The 16,991-nt window shown below is 68.6% G+C and carries 19 protein-coding genes; 10 read left to right on the top strand and 9 right to left on the bottom strand.

Translation table 11 applies throughout. The annotated features are described in order from the left end of the window. Positions 1 to 89 precede the first annotated feature (89 nt). The 6 genes from L942_RS06735 to L942_RS06710 all read left to right on the top strand — a co-directional run bounded on the left by L942_RS06735 (position 90) and on the right by L942_RS06710 (position 5,995). Positions 90 to 1,097, top strand: coding sequence for a zinc-dependent alcohol dehydrogenase family protein (locus L942_RS06735; protein WP_037356339.1), 1,008 nt, complete (start codon positions 90 to 92; stop codon positions 1,095 to 1,097). Next, a complete protein-coding gene (locus L942_RS06730) occupies positions 1,084 to 2,430 on the top strand; it encodes an ABC transporter substrate-binding protein (RefSeq protein ID WP_037356336.1) in 1,347 nt (448 codons plus the stop codon). Before L942_RS06735 ends, L942_RS06730 begins: the two co-directional genes overlap by 14 nt. Further along, a complete protein-coding gene (locus L942_RS06725; RefSeq protein ID WP_037356333.1) occupies positions 2,427 to 3,359 on the top strand; it encodes a carbohydrate ABC transporter permease in 933 nt (310 codons plus the stop codon). The genes L942_RS06730 and L942_RS06725 overlap by 4 nt, the downstream gene beginning before the upstream one ends. An 83-nt stretch (positions 3,360 to 3,442) precedes the next feature. Next, entirely contained in the window at positions 3,443 to 4,231 is a 789-nt protein-coding gene (locus L942_RS06720; protein WP_037356493.1) for a carbohydrate ABC transporter permease, read from the top strand. A 12-nt stretch (positions 4,232 to 4,243) separates the two neighbouring features. Next, the gene (locus L942_RS06715; protein ID WP_037356330.1) at positions 4,244 to 5,326 is read left to right on the top strand and encodes an ABC transporter ATP-binding protein; all 1,083 of its coding nucleotides are present in this window, start codon (positions 4,244 to 4,246) and stop codon (positions 5,324 to 5,326) included. Between the two features lie 111 nt (positions 5,327 to 5,437). Next, positions 5,438 to 5,995: a DUF3995 domain-containing protein gene (locus L942_RS06710; protein WP_037356327.1), complete on the top strand. Its 558-nt coding sequence runs from the start codon at positions 5,438 to 5,440 to the stop codon at positions 5,993 to 5,995. 1 nt (position 5,996) lies between these two features. Here L942_RS06710 and L942_RS06705 read toward each other — a convergent pair whose 3' ends face one another. Then, a complete protein-coding gene (locus L942_RS06705) occupies positions 5,997 to 6,581 on the bottom strand; it encodes a TetR/AcrR family transcriptional regulator (RefSeq protein WP_037356324.1) in 585 nt (194 codons plus the stop codon). A 51-nt stretch (positions 6,582 to 6,632) separates the two neighbouring features. Between L942_RS06705 and L942_RS06700 the strand changes: the two genes are divergently transcribed. Next, on the top strand, positions 6,633 to 7,433 hold the full coding sequence (locus L942_RS06700; protein ID WP_037356321.1) for a class I SAM-dependent methyltransferase: 801 nt from the start codon (positions 6,633 to 6,635) through the stop codon (positions 7,431 to 7,433). 7 nt (positions 7,434 to 7,440) lie between these two features. Here the strand turns inward: L942_RS06700 and L942_RS06695 are convergent, their stop codons facing one another. The 3 genes from L942_RS06695 to L942_RS06685 are packed head-to-tail and all read right to left on the bottom strand — an operon-like array spanning position 7,441 to position 10,118. Further along, complete coding sequence (locus L942_RS06695; protein ID WP_037356317.1) at positions 7,441 to 7,635, bottom strand: ferredoxin; 195 nt, start codon at positions 7,633 to 7,635, stop codon at positions 7,441 to 7,443. A gap of 40 nt (positions 7,636 to 7,675) precedes the next feature. Next, on the bottom strand, positions 7,676 to 8,881 hold the full coding sequence (locus L942_RS06690) for a cytochrome P450 (protein ID WP_037356314.1): 1,206 nt from the start codon (positions 8,879 to 8,881) through the stop codon (positions 7,676 to 7,678). Positions 8,882 to 8,891: 10 nt separating this feature from the next. Then, positions 8,892 to 10,118, bottom strand: coding sequence for a cytochrome P450 (locus L942_RS06685; protein ID WP_037356311.1), 1,227 nt, complete (start codon positions 10,116 to 10,118; stop codon positions 8,892 to 8,894). A 205-nt stretch (positions 10,119 to 10,323) separates the two neighbouring features. Here L942_RS06685 and L942_RS06680 point away from each other — a divergent pair, with 205 nt between their 5' ends. Beyond that, a complete protein-coding gene (locus L942_RS06680; RefSeq protein ID WP_037356308.1) occupies positions 10,324 to 10,956 on the top strand; it encodes a TetR/AcrR family transcriptional regulator in 633 nt (210 codons plus the stop codon). 141 nt (positions 10,957 to 11,097) lie between these two features. Then, positions 11,098 to 11,634 carry a DUF4232 domain-containing protein gene (locus L942_RS06675; RefSeq protein WP_037356305.1) on the top strand — a complete coding sequence of 179 codons (537 nt, stop codon included), beginning with the start codon at positions 11,098 to 11,100 and terminating at the stop codon, positions 11,632 to 11,634. Positions 11,635 to 11,647: 13 nt separating this feature from the next. Here L942_RS06675 and L942_RS06670 read toward each other — a convergent pair whose 3' ends face one another. The 5 genes from L942_RS06670 to L942_RS06650 all read right to left on the bottom strand — a co-directional run bounded on the left by L942_RS06670 (position 11,648) and on the right by L942_RS06650 (position 16,322). Further along, positions 11,648 to 12,058 (bottom strand): Scr1 family TA system antitoxin-like transcriptional regulator, encoded by a 411-nt coding sequence (locus L942_RS06670; protein ID WP_326929320.1) that lies wholly within the window; start codon positions 12,056 to 12,058, stop codon positions 11,648 to 11,650. 226 nt (positions 12,059 to 12,284) lie between these two features. Further along, positions 12,285 to 13,151: an aldehyde dehydrogenase family protein gene (locus tag L942_RS06665; protein WP_037356302.1), complete on the bottom strand. Its 867-nt coding sequence runs from the start codon at positions 13,149 to 13,151 to the stop codon at positions 12,285 to 12,287. Further along, positions 13,144 to 14,577 (bottom strand): aldehyde dehydrogenase family protein, encoded by a 1,434-nt coding sequence (locus tag L942_RS06660; RefSeq protein WP_037356299.1) that lies wholly within the window; start codon positions 14,575 to 14,577, stop codon positions 13,144 to 13,146. The genes L942_RS06665 and L942_RS06660 overlap by 8 nt, the downstream gene beginning before the upstream one ends. Before the next feature lies 1 nt (position 14,578). Next, on the bottom strand, positions 14,579 to 15,553 hold the full coding sequence (deoC, locus tag L942_RS06655; protein WP_037356296.1) for a deoxyribose-phosphate aldolase: 975 nt from the start codon (positions 15,551 to 15,553) through the stop codon (positions 14,579 to 14,581). Positions 15,554 to 15,689: 136 nt separating this feature from the next. Beyond that, the gene (locus tag L942_RS06650) at positions 15,690 to 16,322 is read right to left on the bottom strand and encodes a DUF1707 SHOCT-like domain-containing protein (protein WP_037356292.1); all 633 of its coding nucleotides are present in this window, start codon (positions 16,320 to 16,322) and stop codon (positions 15,690 to 15,692) included. A gap of 105 nt (positions 16,323 to 16,427) precedes the next feature. Here L942_RS06650 and L942_RS45225 point away from each other — a divergent pair, with 105 nt between their 5' ends. Further along, a complete protein-coding gene (locus L942_RS45225) occupies positions 16,428 to 16,871 on the top strand; it encodes a protein-tyrosine phosphatase family protein (RefSeq protein ID WP_037356487.1) in 444 nt (147 codons plus the stop codon). The last annotated feature ends 120 nt before the right edge of the window (positions 16,872 to 16,991 follow it).

Here is a 16,991-nt window from a genome sequence, read left to right as displayed (position 1 = left end):
TCCGCAGGTTGGGGCCTCTAATGCCTACGCATGTTACCTACGGCATAAGTCAATATCGCTCAAATGAGCACCTTGGAAGGTGATGACGCATGCGCGCCGCGATCGTGGACCGGCCCGGGGAGATCCGGGTCGGCGAGGTTCCCGATCCGAAGCCCGGGGAGCGCCAGGTCGTCGTGAAGGTGGGTGCCTGCGGGATCTGCGGCACGGACCTGCACATCGCCGACGGGCATTTCCCGCCGACCCCGTATCCCATCGTTCCCGGCCACGAGTTCTCCGGGGAGATCGTCGAACTCGGCGCGGACGTGCCCGCCGAGTGGAAGGTCGGCGACCGGGTCGCGGTCGACCCGTCGATCTACTGCGGATACTGCACGCCGTGCCGGTCCGGGCACGGCAACCTGTGCGCGAACTGGAACGCCACCGGCGACACGGTCAACGGCGCGTTCGCCGAGTACGTCGCGGTGCCCGCGGACACCTGCTACCAGATGCCCGACTCGATGACCTGGGAACAGGGCGCGCTGGTCGAACCCGTTTCGTGCGCGGTGCACGGCGTGCGCCGGATCGGCGTGGAGGCGGGCGAACGCTTCCTCGTGGTCGGCGCGGGCACGATGGGCCTGATCATGCAGCAGCTGCTGATCCGGGCGGGTGCGCACGTGACGATGGTCGACCGCAACGCCGCCCGGCTGCCTCGGGCGACCGACCTCGGCGCGGCCGCGGTCGCCGCCGATGTGTCCGAATTGGACGATGAGCGGTTCGACGCCGCGGTGGACTGTACTGGCGCGGCACCCGCCATCGAAGCGGCCTTCAACGCGCTGCACCGCGGTGGCCGGTTGCTCGTGTTCGGCGTGGCCCCGGCCGAAGCCCGCGTCGCGCTTTCGCCGTTCCGCATCTACAACGACGAGATCACCATCGTCGGTTCGATGGCCGTGCTGAACAGCTACGGCAACGCACTCGACCTCGTCGCGAACGGGTACCTCGACACCGAAGCGCTGATCACCGACACCCTTCCGCTCGAGCAGTACCCCGAGGCGCTGGCGAAGATGCGCAGCGGGTCCGGCCTCAAGATCCAGGTGCTGCCCGGAGGTGGTGGCGGTGCGTAAACTCCTGTGCCTCCTTGCCGCGACAGCGTTGTTGGTGACGGGATGCGCCGGAGCCGGGGCGCTCGGCACCGGCGGGCGGACACTGGTCGTCGCGATCGTGTCCAATCCGCAGATGAAGGACGCCATCTCGCTCGAGGGCGAGTTCGAGCAGGCCAACCCCGGGATCAAGCTCAAGTTCGTTTCCCTGCCGGAAAACGAGGCCAGGGCGAAGATCACCGCGTCCACCGCCACCCAGGGCGGCGAGTTCGACGTGGTGATGATCAGCAATTACGAGGCTCCGCAATGGGCGGCCAACGGCTGGCTGGAGAACCTCGAACCGCACATGAAGGCGACGCCGGGCTACGACGAGGCCGACTTCATCCCGAGCATCCGGCAGTCGCTGTCGTATCAGAACCAGATGTACGCGGTGCCGTTCTACGGCGAATCGTCCTTTGTGGTCTATCGCAAGGACCTGTTCCAGAAGGCCGGCCTGACCATGCCGGCGCACCCGACGTGGCAGCAGATCGCCGACTTCGCCGCGAAACTCGACGACAAGCAGGCCGGCGTCTCCGGGATCTGCCTGCGCGGCAAGCCGGGCTGGGGCGAAAGCCTCGCGCCGTTCACCACGGTCGCGAACACGTTCGGCGCACAATGGTTCGACCAGGGCTGGAACGCGAAGCTCACCAGCCCGGAGTTCACCCAGGCGGCGAACTTCTACGTGAACCTGCTGCGCGAACACGGCGAAGTCGGCGCTTCCAGTGCCGGGTTCACCGAATGCGGCACGAAGTACGCCCAGGGCAACGCCGCGATGTGGTACGACGCCACCTCGATGACCGGCACCACGGAAGACCCGAAGACCAGCCACGTCGTCGGCAAGAACGGCTACGTCGCCGCGCCGGTGGAGAAGACCCAGGCGAGCGGCTGGCTCTACACCTGGGCGCTGGGCATTCCGAAGGTCGGCAAGAACAAGGACGACGCCTGGAAGTTCATGGCGTGGATGACGGACAAGGAGTACGCGAAGAAGGTCGGCGAGACCTACGGGTGGAACCGGGTGCCGCCGGGCACGCGCAAGTCGACCTATGAGATCCCGCAGTACAAGGAAGCCGCGAAGGCCTACGCCCAGCCGACGCTGGACGGGATCGCGGCGGCCAACCAGCAGAAGACGATGGTGAACCCGGTGCCGTACCCGGGCATCCAGTTCGTCGGGATCCCGGAGTTCCAGGACCTCGGCACGCGGGTGAGCCAGCAGCTGTCCGCCGCGATCGCCGGCCAGACCTCCGTCGCCGACGCGCTCGCGCAATCGCAGAAATACGCGGAATCCGTCGGAAAGTCGTATCAGGAGGTGCAGCGATGAGCACCCTCTCCGTCCCCGCCGGAACCGCGCCGGCGACCGCGAAGTCCGCTGCGAAGAAGGTGACCGGCTCGGCCGGGAAACGGCGGATGCCGCTGCTGCCCGCGTTGATCTTCGTGATCGCCGTGACGCAGATTCCCTTCCTGCTCACCGTGTTCTACTCGTTCCAGTCGTGGAACCTGGTGCGCCCGGGGTCTCGGCATTTCGTCGGATTCCGCAACTACGTCGACGTTTTCACCGACACGACGTTCCTCGGCGCACTGCTGAACACCGTCGTGCTCACCGTGGTCTGCGTGTTCCTCTCGCTGCTGCTCGGGCTCGGGCTCGCGGTGCTGCTCGACCGCAAGTTCCTCGGCCGCGGTTTCGTCCGGACGCTGCTGATCACGCCGTTCCTCATCCTTCCCGCGGCCGGCGCGCTGCTGTGGAAGACGACGATGTTCGACCCGACGTACGGTCTTCTGCACTTCGTGTTCGGCACCGACACGGACTGGCTGTCGCAATTCCCGCTGGCCGCGGTGATGGCGCAGATCGTCTGGCAGTGGACGCCGTTCATGACGCTGCTGATCCTCGCCGGGCTGCAGAGCCAGTCGAAGGAGGTGCTGGAGGCGGCGTCGGTGGACGGCGCGAGCCGCTGGCGCACCTTCGTGTCGATCACGCTGCCGCACCTGTCGCGGTTCCTGCAGCTGGCCACGCTGCTCGGCGCGATCTACATCGTGAACAGCTTCGACGCGATTTTCCTGATGACGCAAGGCGGTCCGGGCACGGCCAGCACGAACCTGCCGTTCTACATCTACCAGCGCGCGTTCGAGGGCTTCGACATCGGGCAGTCGTCCGCGATGGGCGTGGTGGTGGTCATCCTGACGATGATCGTCGCGACGTTCGCGCTGCGGCTGATGTTCCGCGCGTTCTCCGTGGACGGAGGAGTCAAGTGAGCACCGCAACCGCCACCGCCTCGCCCGCCGCCGACACCGCGCCGCCGCGGCGCAGGACCAAACGCCGCTACGGGCCGGGCACGCTGACCGTCGCCACCTGGGCCATCGCGATCCTGTTCGTTTTCCCGCTGCTGTGGATGATTCTCACCGCGTTCAAGCAGGAGAACGACGCCTACACCGATCCGCCGAAGCTGTTCTTCAGCCCGACGTTCGACCAGATCTCGAACGTCCTCAACAGCGGTTTCCTGCCGTACCTGGGAAATTCGGCGTTCGTCACGGTGATTTCGACGCTGCTCGTGCTGGTGCTGGGAATTCCGGCCGCGTACGCGCTGTCGCTGGCCCCGGTCAAGGGCACGAAGAACGCGCTGGGCTTCTTCCTGTCGACCAAGATGCTGCCGATCGTGGCCGCGATCATCCCGCTGTACGTGATCTCGCAGAACACGAATCTGCTGGACACGGTGTGGGCGCTGATCATCCTCTACACCGCGATGAACCTGCCGCTGGCGATCTGGATGATGCGGTCGTTCTTCCTGGAAGTGCCCGGCGAGATGATCGAGGCGGCGCGGATCGACGGGGCGAACCTGCCGACGCTGCTGCGCAAGATCGTCATGCCGGTGGTCGCTCCCGGGATCGCCGCGACCGCGTTGATCTGCGTGATCTTCTCCTGGACGGAGTTCTTCTACGCGGTCAACCTCACCGCCGCCCGGGCCGGCACGGTGCCGGTGTTCCTGGTCGGCTTCATCACCAGCGAGGGCCTGTACTGGGCTCAGCTGTCCGCCGCCGCTCTGCTGGCCTCGCTGCCGGTGATGATCGTGGGCTGGATCGCGCAGAACCACCTGGTGCGCGGGCTGTCCATGGGCGCGGTGAAGTAAGGGAGAAGGCAGATGTCCGCTGAAGTGATTTACGACCAGGCGTCGCGGGTCTACCCCGGAAACCCGGGCGTCCGCGCGGTCGACCAGTTGAGCCTCGAGGTGCCGGACGGCGAATTTCTCGTGCTGGTCGGCCCGTCCGGATCGGGCAAGTCCACCGCGCTGCGGATGCTCGCCGGGCTGGAGGACGTCAACGAGGGCTCGATCCGGATCGGCGACCGCGACGTGACCGACCTGCCGCCGAAGGACCGGGACATCGCGATGGTGTTCCAGTCCTACGCGCTGTACCCGCACATGACGGTCGCCGACAACATGGGTTTCGCGTTGAAATTGCGCGGTTTCTCGTCGGCCGACATCAAGAAGCGGGTCGCCGAGGCCGCCGCGATGCTGGATCTCACGCGCTTCCTGGACCGCAAGCCGAAGGCGTTGTCCGGCGGGCAGCGGCAGCGGGTCGCGATGGGCCGGGCGATCGTGCGCGAGCCGAGCGTGTTCCTGATGGACGAGCCGCTGTCCAATCTGGACGCGAAATTGCGCGTGGAAACCCGGGCCAACATCGCGAAACTGCAGCAACGGCTCGGCACGACGACCATCTACGTGACCCACGACCAGGTCGAGGCCATGACGATGGGCGACCGGGTAGCCGTGCTGAAGGATGGCGTGCTGCAGCAATGCGCTTCGCCTCGGTCGCTGTACGAGAAGCCGGCGAACTCGTTCGTAGCCGGATTCATCGGTTCGCCGGCGATGAACCTGGCGACGTTGCCGCTGTCCGACGGCGGCGTGCGACTCGGCGACCTCGTGGTGCCGCTGCCCACTGAGGTGCGGACGGCGGCGGCCGGGTTGTCCGAGATCGTGTTCGGGATCCGGCCGGAGTCGCTGCGCCTGGTCGGCGACGCGGACGAAGGATTCGAACTCGTCGTGGAGCTGGTCGAGGAACTGGGCGCGGACGCGTACTTGCACGGCAAGGTCGGCGACGACCGGTTCGTGGTCCGGGTCGACGGACGGACGCCGCCGCGGATCGGCGACAACGTCCGGGTGGCGTTGCGCGGCGAAGGCGAGACGCACGCGTTCGATCCGAAGACGACGCTGCGGCTGGGCTGAACGGAGGTGTCGGTGCCGGGCCTCTCCGGCACCGGCGCCTAGCTCTCCCGGGGGAGGCGCATCCCCCTCGCGCTCGATCCGTTCCGCCGCGGTTCCGGCGACGCTTGACGCATGTCGTCGAAGCAAACGGAGCTGAGCAAATGGCCGGGTTACGCCGCTGCGGTCTGGGGAGTGCTGTTCGCGATCCCCAGCTTCGGGTGGGCGACCGGCTGCACCTTCGGCGCGCAATCGACGGTGTCACCGTCGCTGGTCGAACTGGCGCAGGACCGGGTGCCGTGGTTCGTCGCCGTCTTGGTGGGCACCGGGCTGCTGAAGGCTTTCGGCGCGGTGATCGGCGTTGGTCTGACGCGGCCGCGCGGTCGACGGCTCGGCCGGACAATGGTGTTCTGCGGCAGTGCCGCGGCGATCCTGCTGACCTGGCACGGCGGGCTGTTCGTCGTGCAGGGTGTCCTGGTCAAGGCCGGAGCCGTTGCACCAGCTGAGCTAGTCAACTGGTACCTCTACCTCTGGGGACCGTGGTTTATCGCTGGTGGGCTGGCCTTCGCCGGGGCGGTCGCGGAGTACCTCCGCCGCTGCGCGGACCGACGCGCGTTGACGCGCTGCGGAGTGGTGGGCGCGCTGGGTGCACTGGCGCTGTCGGTGGCCGCGGTCGCGACAGGCATCGGGTGAATCAGCGGAGGGCTCCGGCGAGGACGGTGGCCGCCATCTGCCGGACCGCTTCCTCGCTGGGCGGCTCCCCGGTCCGATCGGCGAAGAGCAGGTGACCGGCCCCGATGAGCGTCGGTGCCAGGGTATACACGTCGGCGTCCGGAGTGAGCCGACCGAGTTTTTGTTCCGCGGCAAGGTAATCCGCGAGCAGGTTCGCCGCGTCCGTTGCCAGCGGGATCCCCGGACCGGGCCGGGCGGCGCGGAGCCGATGCCGCAGTTCGTCGCGGAAGGTGATCAGGGCGACGATCGACACCGCGACCGACGAGAAGACTTCGGTGAGCAGCTCGGCCACCGTCTCGACTACGTCGCCGGTTCCCGCCTGCAGATCGTCCGCTCGGGCTTCGAGGCGGTGGATCCGGTCGAGCACCAGTGCGGCGAGAAACGCGTCGAAATCCTCGAAATGCCGGTGCAGCACGCCCTTCGCGCAATCCGCCTCGGTGGTGACGGCGCGGCTGGTGAGACCGCTCGGGCCTTCGCGCAGCAAAACCCGTTCCGCGGCGTCGAAAAGCTGAGCGCGCACGTCGCGGAGATGGATCCCGGTGGGCACTTCGACGGTCCTTCCTAGCCATAGTGGGCGCTTGCCCACTATGGTGGGCGCATGCCCACTTTACCCCGTCCCGAACCGCATCAGCACCGGACCATGGCGGAGTCGTTCGGCGTCGATCCCGAGCGATACGACCGGGCCCGCCCCCGTTACCCGGACGAACTGGTGACCGCCGTCCTCGAGGCCAGCCCCGGGAAGGACGTGCTCGACGTCGGCTGCGGAACCGGCATCGAGGGCCGGCAATTCCGTGCCCGCGGCGCGATCGTGCTCGGCGTGGAGCCGGACGCTCGGATGGCGGAGTTCGCCCGGCGCGATTTCCCCGTTGAGGTCGCGAAATTCGAGGACTGGGATCCGGCCGGGCGGACGTTCGACGCGCTCGTGTCCGGGCAGGCGTGGCACTGGGTCGACCCGGCGGCGGGGGCAGCGAAGGCCGCGCGGGTGCTGCGCCCGGGAGGCCGGTTCGTCGCGTTCTGGCACGTGTTCATGCCGCCGGAAGAAATCTCGCACGCACTGGCGGACGCGCTGCGCCGGGCGATGCCGGACTGGCCGTTCAGCGGCAACTATCTGAAAAGCCCCAGCGCCGACTCGTACCAGCCGATGCTCGACAAAGCCACGGCCGGCCTAGCCGGCACCGGCGCGTTCGGCGAAGCGGAGAACTGGCGCTACGAATGGGCGCAGGACTACCGCCGCGACGAATGGCTGGACCTGCTCGCCACCCAGGGCGGTGTCACCGTGGCGACGCCGGAACAACGCGACCAGATCCTCGCCGAGGTCGGCGCGGCGATCGACGCGCGCGGCGGCCACCTGACGACGCGTTACGCGACCGCCGCGGTGACCGCCGTCCGCTCGTCCTGACCGCCGGTCACTCCTCCAGCGAAAGCGCCTGGCTCGGGCAGATGTTCACGGCCTCGCGCGCCTTCTCGACCAGCTCGCCGTCCGGGGTGTCGTTGAGGACGATGACCGTGCCGTCGTCCTCGCTCTGGTCGAACAGCGCGGGCTCGGTGAGCACGCACTGGCCCGCGCCGACGCACTTGCCGGTGTCCGCGATGATCTTCATGATGGCCTCTTCCTGGCTTGTGGTGGGAGCACTCTGATCTCTACCAGGTCACTGGCAACTGGTACAGGCCGAAGATCGTGGCGTCTTCCTTCACCGGAATCTCGTCGACCGGCAGCACGCTCTTCAGCGTCGGGATCCGGCGGAACAGCGTGTCGAACACGATCTGCAGCTCCATCCGCGCCAGGTTCTGGCCGAGGCACTGGTGCGGCCCGAAACCGAACGCGACGTGGTGGCGCGCGCCGCGTTCGAGGTCGAGCTTTTCCGGGCTCTCGAACACGTCCGGGTCCCAGTTCGCGGCGTAGCCCAGCACGAGCACGCCCTCGCCGGCCTTGATCGTGACGCCGCCGATTGCCACGTCCTCGGTCGCCACCCGCGCGGTGGCGCCCTCGACGATCGTGAAGTAGCGCAACAGTTCCTCGACCGCGAGCAGCGTCTTGCCCGGATCGGCCTCGATCGTCGCGCGCTGCCCGGGGTTTTCCAGCAGCCCGATGGTGCCGAGGGAGATCATGTTCGCGGTGGTCTCGTGCCCGGCGACCAGCAGCAGGAACGCCAGCCCGATCATCGCGTCGTGGTCGTAGTTGCCTTGTTCGCGGCGCTTGACGATTTGCCTGCCGAGCAGGTCGTCGGCCGGGTCCTTCTCCTTCGCCGCGACGAGGCCGCTGAGGTACTCGCGCAGTTCCTCGGACGCTTTCTTGCGGTCCTCGACGGTGGTGCTGCGCCGGATGAGCGCCATCGTGCGCTGCTGGAAGTAGTCGTGGTCGGCGTACGGGACGCCGAGCAGCTCGCAGATCACCAGCGACGGCACCGGAAGCGACAGCTTTTCCACCAGGTCCGCCGGTTTCGGCCCGGCGAGCAATTCGTCGATCAGGCCGTCGACGATCTCCTGGATCCGCGGCCGCATCGCCTCGACCCGCTTCACGGTGAACTCGCCGAGCACCTCCCGGCGGGCCTCGCCGTGCTCGGGCGCGTCCATCCCGATCATGGCTTTCTGCTTGACGTTGGTGAGGATCGCGGCCCCGCCCTCGGCCAGGAACGGGAAGTTGGGCAGGAACCGGTCGGAGGAGAACCGCCGGTCGCCGAGGATCTGCCGGGCTTCCTCGTGCCGCGTGGCGACCCAGGCCTCTTTGCCCCCGGGGATCCGCACGCGGGTGAGCGCGCTGTGCTCGCGCATCCGGACGTACTGCTCCGGCTGGGCGAACGGGCAGGTGCGGGCGACCGGCATGCGGAGTTCTTCAGTGGCAGTCATCGTTTCCCCTTCACCAGGTCACCGGGAGGCAGTACAGCCCGAAGACGCCGGAGTCGTGTTTGAACGGCAACTGGTCGACCGGCGCGGCGAGACGCAGCGTCGGGATGCGGCGGAAAAGGGTGTCGAACACGATCTGCAGTTCCATCCGCGCGAGGTTCTGGCCGAGGCACTGGTGCGCGCCGAAGCCGAACGCGACGTGGTGCCTGCCGCCGCGGGAGATGTCGAACTGCTCGGGCTCGGGGAAGACCTCGGGGTCGAAGTTGGCCGCGTAGCTCAGGCCGAGCACGCCCTCGCCGGCCTTGATGGTGACGCCGGCGATGTCCACGTCTTCGAGCGCGACGCGGGTGGTGGCGAACTCCGCGATGGTGAAGTAGCGCAGCAATTCCTCGACGGCGTCGAGGGTTTTGCCCGGGTCCTCCTTGATCGCGGCGAGCGCGTCCGGGTTCTCCAGCAGCGCGACGGTGCCGAGCGAAATCATGTTCGCGGTGGTCTCGTGCCCGGCGATGAGCAGCAGGAACGCCAGCGACACGAGGTCGTCGTGGTCGTACTCGCCCTCCTCGCGCTTCTTCTCGATCTGCCGGCTGAGCAGGTCGTCCGCCGACGCGGTTTCCTTCGCGGACACGAGGTCGGACAGATACTTCTGCATCGCTTCGACCGACGCGCCGCGCTCGTCCGCGGGCACCTCGCGGTTGAGGAGCCGGGAGCTGTGCTTCTGGAAGAAGTCGTGGTCGGAGTACGGGACGCCGAGCAGCTCGCAGATCACCAGCGACGGCACCGGAAGCGAGAGCGCGGACACCAGGTCGGCGGGCTGGTCGCCGGCCAGCATCGCGTCGAGGTGCTGGTCCACGACATCCTGGATGCGCGGCTGCAGGGCCTTCATCCGCTTGACGGTGAACTCGCCGACGACGCCGCGCCGCGCCGGGCCGTGTTCCGGCGCGGCCATCGCGATCAGCGACGGGCGCAGCCTCGGACGGCGCTGCTGGCCGTCCTTGAACAGGACCGGGAAGCCGGGGTTGAAGCGGTCCGAGCTGAAGCGCGGGTCGGTCAGCATCGCCCGCAGGTCCTCGTGCCGGTGCAGCACCCAGGCGTGCTGGCCGCTGCGTTCGAGCTCGACGTAGTGCGCGCGAGCGTCGCGGAACCGGTCGTAGTCCGGCGGCGGCGCGAACGGGCAGGTCCGCTTCATCGGGAACGCCGCCTTCTCCGGCTGGACGCGGCTGGGCTGGGCGACTTCGGTCATCTGAACCCCCTGTGGTGGGTTTGCCCCGTTACGGAATGAATGTGGAGGATTACATTCCGGTTCACTGCCCAAGGTACCGAAGTGGAGGATCGTCGTCCACTAGCATCGGGGTGACAATTACTGTCTCCTCCCGGTTGCCGGCACGTTTGCGCAGCTGGCCGGGCATGCGAGAATGCGCGCCAACCGGGAAGAGGGAAGGCCGGGTATGAGTGCAGACCCCGAGACGCCGCTGCGGGCGGACGCGCAACGCAACCGCGACCAGATCATCGCCGCGGCTCGCGTGATCTTCGCCAGCCACGGTCCCGAGGTCCCGATGGAGGAGATCGCGCGCGCGGCCGGCGTCGGCGTGGGCACCCTCTACCGGCGTTTTCCGGACCGCGACGCGCTCATCCGAGCGGTGGCGGTGGACAACTTCGCGGGCGTGCTGGACCACGCCCGGCGGCTGGCGGTCGAAGCGCCGACCGCGTGGGAAGCGTTGGTGCAGCTGCTCTACCACGGCGCGGAACTGCAGTTGTCGATGCAGCTGGCCATGTTGTCGCAGCGGGCGCACGAGATTCTCAAGGAAGACCCCGAGGTGGCCCAGCTCCGCGAGGCGGTGCTGCTCGAAGTCGAAGGGCTGGTCGTCCGGGCGCAGGCCGAGGGGACGTTGCGCGAGGACGTGGGCGCGGGGGACGTCGCGGTGCTGTTCGCCCGCCTCATCCGCCAGCTGCCGGCGCAACGGTTGAAATCGCCGGAAATGGCGACGGCGCGCAACATCGCCATCATGATCGACGGCCTGCGCGCGGGCCCGGCCACCACGCTGCCGGGGCGGCCGCTCGGCAAAGAAGATTTGCTCTGAGGCGTTTCTTAAGACGTGCCAAGCCGTCTCGGGTTGCTCCGGCGGGGTGATCTCACAACGGGCCATCGTGTCCCGGGCGAGGACGTCTTATCTCGGGAAAGCCGGTGCGGAGCCGCCGGAAAACACGAGAGGGGACGAATCATGAAGCACATCCGCCGAATCGCCGTCGCGGTCGCCGTCGCCGTAGGCGCGACCGCGCTCTTCGCCGGCACCGCCGGCGCCGCGACCGCGGACTCGTCGGCGCTTCCGTGCACGGCGAACCAGTTCAGCACCAAACTCGTTTACGGCGGGGCCGGCGCGGGGCAGCGCAACGCGGCCCTGCAGTTCACCGCGAACGAGGGCGAGCGGTGCGTGCTGTCCGGCCGGGCCGACGTCAACCTCGTTGGTGCGCACGATGTCCTGGTGAACAACGAGGCACCGGCTGACGCGCCGCCGGTGCTGATCGCGAACGGTTCGTCGGCGTACGTGCCGCTGCACTGGACCGCGATCGGCTCCGACGACGAGCAGCAGACGCCGAACGCGGTCACCATGACCGCTCCGGCCGATTCCAACCCGCACGGGGATCCGATCGACCCGAACGTGACGGTGGACTGGACCTTCGGTGCGGTGGACGCCAACGCCGACAGTCACACCCTCGACGTCGGCGCGCTGACCGCGGGCGAAGCGCCTGCGGTCTAAGGGATCCGGGGAGTCAGTGGTCCTGGGCGAGTGCCTCGAGTACCCGCAGCAGCACCGCCCGGGCCGCGTCTCCCTCGGCCGCGACTGTCCACAGTAGATCCGCGACCTCGTGGTACGGGTCGGCGTCGCTCGCGATGTGCTCGCCATCCGGGGTTTCGACCATCGCGACGTCGTCGACGACCCGGAAGTCCGCGGTGACCGGGTACGGCAGGACGACGTCCGCGGGGATGATGCCGAAACGGATGTTGGGGGTGCCGAGCAGCGCGAGCAGCTTGTGCACCTGGCCGACCATCACCTCCCGCGGCGCGTTCGGATACCGCAGCGCCGCCTCGGAGTCGATTGCGGAGTGCGGTGCGTCCGGCCTGCGGACGGCGACGTGCATCAGGTGCACCGCGTCGCGCCGGGCCCGCCTCAGGTGCCGCAATTCGTCTGCGCTGGCGGAAATTCCACGAGCGGGTTCGCGGTGGCGCCGCCCTACGCCTTGAGCGGCCGGAGCTTCGCGGCAAGGCAACAAGTCGACCAGGCTGCCGCTGATGTCGCGCGGGAAACCGGCGCGAGATGCCCCTGCCCATCGCGCAATTTCCTGGACCGCTGCGGACAAAACCGCCGCTCCGGGATAACCGGAGCGGCGGTCTGGGCGGACTCGAACGTCAGACGCCCATCGGGTGCCAGACGGTTTTCGCTTCCAGGTACCGCCGGAGGCGGGACAGGTCCGGCTCGGCCGTCCAGTCCGGTTCGGTGTCCGGGACGGACAGGACGCGTTTCACCGTGCCGGCGGCTTCCTGCGCTAGGGCGACGCGATCCTCGGGGGTGGCGCCGGTCGGGTCCAGGGCGTTGACGTCTCCGTGGGAGGCCAGCCACGGGCCCAGTTCCGCAGCGCGGCCGGTGAGGATGTTGACGACCCCGGCGGGGACGTCGGACGTGGCCAGGACCTCGGAGAGCGTGATGGCGGGCAGCGGACGGTCCGCGCTGGATACCAGGACTGCCGTGGAGCCGGTGGCCAGCACGGGGGCCAGGACGGTCACCAGACCGAGCAAGGACGACTCTTGCGGCGCGAGGACCCCGACGACGCCGGTCGGCTCGGGCGTGGTGAAGGAGAAGTACGGGCCGGCGACCGGGTTGGCGGCGCCCAGGACCGAGGCGATCTTGTCGGTCCAGCCGGCGTACCAGACCCAGCGGTCGATGGCGGCGTCCACCAGGGACTCGGCCTTCTTCGCCGGGACTCCTTCACAGGCGGCCACCTCGCCGGCGAACTGCGCGCGGCGGCCTTCCATCACCTCGGCGACCCGGTAGAGCACCTGGCCGCGGTTGTATGCGGTTGCCGACGACCAACCGGGGAACGCCTTGCGGGCGGCGGACACCGCGTCGCGCAGGTCTTTGCGGGACGCGTGGGCAGCGTTGGCCAGGAAAGTGCCTTTGGCATCGGTGACGGGGTAGACCCGGCCCGATTCCGAACGCGGGAATTTGCCGCCGAGGTAGAGCTTGTAGGTTTTGGCGACGGAAATCCGGTCAGACATTGAGGTAGGCCTCCAAACCGGTGCGTCCGCCTTCGCGGCCGAAACCGGACTCCTGGTAGCCGCCGAAGGGGGCGGCGGGGTCGAAGCGGTTGAACGTGTTGGCCCAGACCACGCCGGCCCGGAGCTGGTTCGCCATCCACAGAATGCGCGAGCCCTTCTCGGTCCAGATGCCCGCGGACAGTCCGTACGGCGTGTTGTTCGCCTTCGCCACGGCCTCTTCCGGGGTGCGGAAGGTGAGCACCGACAGCACCGGGCCGAAGATCTCCTCGCGAGCGATCCGCATCGACTGGTGGACTTCGGAGAACACCGTCGGCGCGAAGAAGAATCCGCGGTCCGGCACCGGGCACGGGCTGGTCCACCGTTGCGCGCCTTCCGCGTCGCCGGATTCGACCAGGCCGCGGATCTTCGCCAGCTGCTCGGCCGAGTTGATCGCGCCGATGTCGGTGTTCTTGTCCAGCGGGTCGCCCAGCCGCAGCGTCGACACCCGGTAGCGGAGCTTCTCCAACACCTCCTCGGCCACCGATTCCTGCACCAGCAGCCGCGAGCCCGCACAGCAGACGTGGCCCTGGTTGAAGAAGATCCCGTTGACGATCCCCTCCACCGCCTGGTCCAGCGGGGCGTCGTCGAACACCACGTTCGCCGCCTTGCCGCCGAGTTCCAGGGTCAGCTTCTTGCGGGTGCCCGCGACGGTGCGCTGGATCAGCTTGCCGACCTCGGTGGAGCCGGTGAACGCGATCTTGTCGACGTCCGGATGCTCCACAATGGACGCTCCGATGTCGCCCGCGCCGGGCAGGATGTTCACCACGCCCGGCGGCAGTTCCGCCTGCTGGCAGATCTCGGCGAAGACCAGCGCGGTCAGCGGCGTGGTTTCGGCGGGCTTGAGCACCACGGTGTTGCCGGTGGCCAGCGCCGGGGCGATCTTCCACGCCAGCATCAGCAGCGGGAAGTTCCACGGGATCACCTGGCCCGCGACGCCGAGCGGCTTCGGGTCCGGGCCGTATCCGGCGTAACCGAGCTTGTCCGCCCAGCCCGCGTGGTAGAAGAAATGCGCGGCCGCGGTGGGCACGTCGGAATCGCGCGACTCCTTGATCGGCTTCCCGTTGTCCAGCGTCTCCAGCACCGCCAGTTCGCGCGAGCGTTCCTGGATCAGCCGCGCGATGCGGAAGAGGTACTTCGCCCGCTCGGTGCCCGGCATTTTCGCCCAGACCGACGTGTACGCCTTGCGCGCGGCCTTCACCGCGGTGTCCACATCGGACTCCGACGCGGTGCCGACCTCGGCGAGGACCTCCTCGGTGGCCGGGTTGACCGTCTTCAGCGGCTCGCCCGAACCGTCGACGAATTCGCCGTTGACGAACGGCTTGTACTGCTCTTTCAGGTTGGCCAGGGCGCGCGATTCCGGCGCGGGCGCGTATTCGAAGATGCCCATGTCAGTCCACCGTCACGTAGTCGGGGCCGCTGTAGTGGCCGTCCACCTGGGTGCGCCGCTGCAGCAGCAGGTCGTTGAGCAGGCTCGACGCGCCGAACCGGAACAGCTCCGGCGTGAGCCACTGCTCGCCCGCGACCTCGTGCACGGCGACGAGGTACTTGATCGCGTCCTTCGTCGTCCGGATCCCGCCCGCGGGCTTGACTCCGCGCAGTTCGCCGGTGCGCTCGTGCCAGTCGTGCACCGCCTGCAGCATCACGTGCGTGACCGGCAGCGTCGCGGCGGGCGACACCTTGCCAGTGGACGTCTTGATGAAGTCGCCGCCCGCCAGCAGGGCGAGCCAGGACGCGCGCCGCACGTTGTCGTACGTCGCCAGTTCGCCCGTTTCGAGGATCACCTTCAGGTGCGCGGACCCGCAGGCCTCCTTCACGGCGCGGATCTCCTCGAACACCTCGAGGTAGCGGCCTTCGAGGAAGGCCCCTCGGTCGATCACCATGTCGACCTCGTCCGCGCCGGCCTCGACGGCGAGTCGCGTGTCGGCCAGTTTCACCTCGCGGCTCGTGCGGCCCGCCGGGAAACCGGTGGCGACGCTCGCCACCCGCACTCCGCTGCCCGCGAGCGCTTCGACGGCTGTTGCCACCAAGTCCGGGTACACGCACACGGCCGCGACGCGCGGGCAGTCCTGCCGTTCGGGGTCCGGCCGCATCGCCTTGGCGGCGAGGCCGCGGACCTTGCCGCGCGTGTCGGCTCCTTCGAGCGTGGTCAGGTCGACCATCGACACCGCGGTGTCGATCGCCCACCGCTTGGCTTCCTTTTTGATGCTCCGGGTCGCGAGTCCCGCCGCGCGCTGCTCGACGCCGACCTGGTCGACACCGGGCAGCCCGTGCAGGAACCGCCGCAGGCTCGCTTCGTCGCGAGTGACGTCCGTCAGCGGCGACGGGGTTTCCGGCGCCGCTGCCGGGCTGGTGGTAGCTGTCATACCGCTGAGTGTAGGTGCGCGACAGCAGGCGCCGGAGCGCTCACTCGAATCTGTGGACTGCTGGTCACGGCCGCGCGGTTGTCCACAGCCGCGCGGCGCTGGCGGCGGTTTTTGTCGGTGGGGTGTGCAGTCGGGTTCAGGACTCGATCTGCGGAGCGTTGGGGTCCTTGGCCGGCTTGCGGTAGACCACGACGCCGCCCCAGAAGCCGAGACCGTTGATCGTCACGGTCGGAGCGGTCGGCGGCGCGGGCGGCGCACCGGACTTGTCCTCCAGCAGGAACGCACCCATGAAGCCGATGCCGGTGACGTTCACGTTGATGTCGTCGGGGACGGTGATCTCGATCCCGCCCATGATCGCGACGGCGGTGATCGTGCACGACTTCTCCGCGAACCGGGCGCTGCGCAGGTCGATCTCGGCACCGCCCCAGAACGCGAAAGTCGTGTGCTGCTGCGGCAGGACCCAGCTGCCCTTGCGCACCGCCCCGGACATCACGCCGATCGAAACGGCGGAACCGGGATGCCCGCCGATGCGGCTGTCCGGCAGCCCGAGCGCGCGCGAGGGAGCGGGCTGCACCGGGGCCGACGCGGTGGTGGCGACCGCGGCGCTACCGGGAAGGTCGGCGGTCACCGGCTTCAGGTCGGCGAACGTTTTCGCGGAGTAGACGCTGGAGAGCCGTTCCTCCAGCTCGTTGATCGTGATGCGGCCTTCGGACAGGGCCTGGTGCAGGACCTGCGCGACCTGCTCCCGGTCAGCGTCCGACACGCGCATCTGGTCCGGGCCCGGCGTGGCTGGGTCTTCACTCACCTGGGGCAGCCTAGCCCTGTCGGGTCCGCCTCGGGTCCATCGAACGGTGGATAGGGGGATCATGGGGTGATGGATTCTGCGTTGGCGGGGACGCTCGTGCTTCCGGACGGTGCGGTGGTGCGGGGGCGCGGGCTGGGGAAGCCGAAGCCGGAAGGGCCGGAGCCGGAGTTCGGGTTGTATCTGGGGTCGCGGCGGATGCGGGCGAAGTACGACGGTTCGCTGGGATGGGAGCGGCGGTGGGTGGTGTGGCCGGACTTTCTCCTGCCGCGGGATTGGGAGGGGGCTCGGCGGGAGATCGTGGGGTTGCATGAGCGGGCCGTTGCCGGGGAGGCCGTGGAGGTGGCTTGTCTCGGCGGGGTGGGGCGGACTGGGACTGTGCTGGCTTGTTTGGTGACGTTGGGCGGGGTGGGGGTCCGGGAGGCCGTGGGGTGGGTGCGGAAGGAGCATCATCCGCGGGCGGTGGAGACGCCTTGGCAGCGGTGGTGGGTTCGGTGGTTCGCTGAGGGTCGGTAGGGGGTCCGTGTCGGGGGCGGCTCGTCGCCCTGGCGGGCGACATTGCTTTTGAGGGGTGGCGTGGGGCACCCCGAAGCTTGATTGTGCTGACGGGCGGTGGGTGCTTGTCAAGGCGGGAAA

Origin of the sequence: Amycolatopsis orientalis DSM 43388 (assembly GCF_000411975.1) — a bacterium.
Classification (GTDB): Bacteria; Actinomycetota; Actinomycetes; order Mycobacteriales; family Pseudonocardiaceae; genus Amycolatopsis; species Amycolatopsis orientalis_D.
The sequence above is the reverse complement of the archived record's forward strand: the minus strand, read 5'-3'. Positions and strand labels throughout refer to the sequence as shown.